Consider the following 2,713-nt stretch of genomic DNA (forward strand, 5'->3'; position numbering starts at 1 on the left):
CTGGTATAATGATTCCAATATTTTTCTTGTGTAAATATAAGTTGAAGTATACTACTCCACCGTCACCTCATCCACCATCAGCCAGGCTTTTTGCCCCGCCGAAGGGTATTGCGCAGGACTGACACCAACATTACGGGCGGTGATTTTAACATAGCGGGTTTTAGTCTCCGGAAACTCTGCTGCCACAGCTTTGCGCATGATGCCTTCCTCCTCATTGGTGTGGCGCATTACCTTAACAGTTTTATACTTCTTTCCATCTTCTGAAACGGCATAGTTTACCTCAGTTGGCAAGAATACTCTATATCCAATGTGCTGGAAATAAGAGCTGCTGATTTTGCTGATTGGCTGTACCTGCTGCAGATCAATGACCGCCTCCAAGTCTTTTTCTAACAAGCCCAGCCACTGGCCATCGTATTGATCGGTGGTGCCGTGCAGGCCATTTACAAGTATGGCGGGCGCTGCAAAACTGGAGCTGGGAGCGCTGGTAAGGCTTATCTTCTTGTGTAAAGCTTTGCTGGCATCGTATACTTTGCTTGTTACCTGCCCCACCAGTTTACCGTCCACAAAAGAACCTGCCTTTACTTCAGCAGCTTTGTTGAGTACAAAAGGCTTGGTATACTTCAGCGATTTTGCGGTTGGCGTGGAGCCGTCTAAAGTATAAAAGATGTCTGCTCCGGCAGCGTCTGTTTCGAAGGATACGGTAGCGGTGTTACTTTTTATGTTTGACTTAATCTGCTGGCGCACCTGGTAGGCACTTCTGGCATACTTCACGCCAAGCGCATCATAACGCTGGTACTGCCGCTGCATGCGCTGCTTAAAGTCGTCCCAGTTCTTCTGGTTTTCCTGCGTCCAGAGCACTTCGGAGAGGGCGGCCATGCGCGGCATCACCATGTACTCCACGTGCTCCTCTGTCGGGATATACTCTGTCCAGAGATTAGCTTGGGCGCCTAAAACATACTGCTGCTCCTCTTTGCTGAGTTCTGCTGGTGTAGGCTCAAAGGCGTATACTTTAGAAAGCGGACTGTAGCCATGTATGGCTGTCGGCTCTAGCTCACGGTCGCCCTGGTAGTGGTCAAAGTATAAATGTGTGCCCGGCGTCATCACCACATAATGTTTTTGCTTAGCTGCCGCAATGCCGCCTTTGGTGCCGCGCCAACTCATAACGGCCGCGTTGGGTGCCAAGCCTCCTTCTAAAATCTCGTCCCAGCCAATTATCTGTCGGCCTTTAGAATTTACGAACTTCTCCATGCGCTGCACAAAGTAGCTCTGCAGCTCATGCTCGTTTTTCAGGCCTTCCTGCGCCATGCGTTGCTGACACTTGGCACATGCTTTCCAGCGGTCTTTCGGGCTCTCGTCGCCGCCTACATGTATGTACTTGCTCGGAAAAAGGGCAATAACCTCTGTTAGCACATCCTCCAGAAAAGCAAAAGTTTGCTCATTGCCGGCACAAAACACATCCTTAAATATGCCCCATTTGCCTTCTACTTTAAACGGCCCACCGCTGCAGGAAAGCTCCGGATAAGCAGCTAGTGCCGCTACGGCATGGCCGGGCATCTCTATTTCCGGTACTACGGTGATGTAGCGCTCCTGCGCATACTTTACCACCTCCTTAATCTGCTCTTGGGTATAGAAGCCGCCGTGGCGGGTGTTGTCATATGTCTGCGGCAGGTCCCAGTAGTGGCCGATGAGGGTGCTGTCGCGCCAGGCGCCAACTTCCGTAAGCTTCGGGTATTTTTTGATCTCGATGCGCCAGCCCTGATCGTCTGTCAGGTGCCAGTGGAAGGTGTTCAGCTTGTGCATGGCCAGGTAGTCGATGTACTGCTTCACGAACTCCACCGGGAAGAAGTGGCGCACAACGTCTAAATGCATGCCGCGCCACTCGTACCGTGGCTTGTCTGTTATACTTACGGCAGGCAGTGCCACTGGTGCTTTAGAGTGCTGTGGTGGCAGCAGTTGCTTTATCGTCTGTGTGCCCCAAAATAAGCCATTTGGCTCGTTAGCCGAAAGTATGATGTTGTCTGATGCTACTTCTAAGGCATACCCTTCTTGGCCCAGCGTATCGGGAGTAGCAGTAAGGAGAAGCTGGATGCTGTTGTTTACTTTAGTAGGAGCTTTCTTGGTTAGTACCTGTGGCTGCACACCTGTGGCCGTTTTTATACTTGCTGCCAGCTTGTCGGCTATACTTCTTAGTTCTGCGTTTTCGGCCGGTACGTATATTTTAGTATCAGTGTTAAGTATAAATTGCCCTTGCTTTGGAGTGAGGTGCTGTGGTTTGGGTATGATAGAAACAGGAGAGGCCTCCTTGGGTTCCTGGGCAAAGCTGCAACTGCAGGTAAGCAACAAGATCAGGCTTAGCAGTAAAGGCAGCGTCTTTGAAATTTTCATGACTAAAGATTCGGGTTTGTAACTCAAGGTTAGCTATTTCCGGAGAGAAATGCCAGTGAGAAAGGTATCATGCCTTTGCCAAAGACACCTCCGCACACCCTAGCTTATAAAGTATATCTCAAACATATTTAAGCTTTGGCTCAAATAAGCCTTAATGTACTTTCGGTTTTGTTGTGGAAATATATTTTAGATTGATTTTCTAAAACTGTATTTTATCTCTGTCACAATACCAAAGCGGATTTAAAGCATTTGTGACACAGGTACCCATATAGTACTTTCTCCCTGAGATATTTGAATATATTGTATCACCACCCTCTGTTACTTCTAT

General features: G+C 48.7%; 1 protein-coding gene. It reads right to left on the reverse strand.

What is annotated here, in order from left to right; all coding sequences use genetic code 11:
• Positions 1 to 51: 51 nt before the first annotated feature.
• Entirely contained in the window at positions 52 to 2,385 is a 2,334-nt protein-coding gene (locus ACFQ2O_RS21050) for a glycoside hydrolase family 20 protein (RefSeq protein ID WP_377532755.1), read from the reverse strand.
• Positions 2,386 to 2,713 lie beyond the last annotated feature (328 nt).

The organism is Pontibacter rugosus, from assembly GCF_042678745.1.
In the GTDB taxonomy this organism is placed as follows: domain Bacteria; phylum Bacteroidota; class Bacteroidia; order Cytophagales; family Hymenobacteraceae; genus Pontibacter; species Pontibacter rugosus.

Bases quoted from the DNA above. Each gene is read 5' to 3' on its own strand.
- ACFQ2O_RS21050 (WP_377532755.1), bottom strand. From the start codon at position 2,385: ATGAAAATTTCAAAGACGCTGCCTTTACTGCTAAGCCTGATCTTGTTG.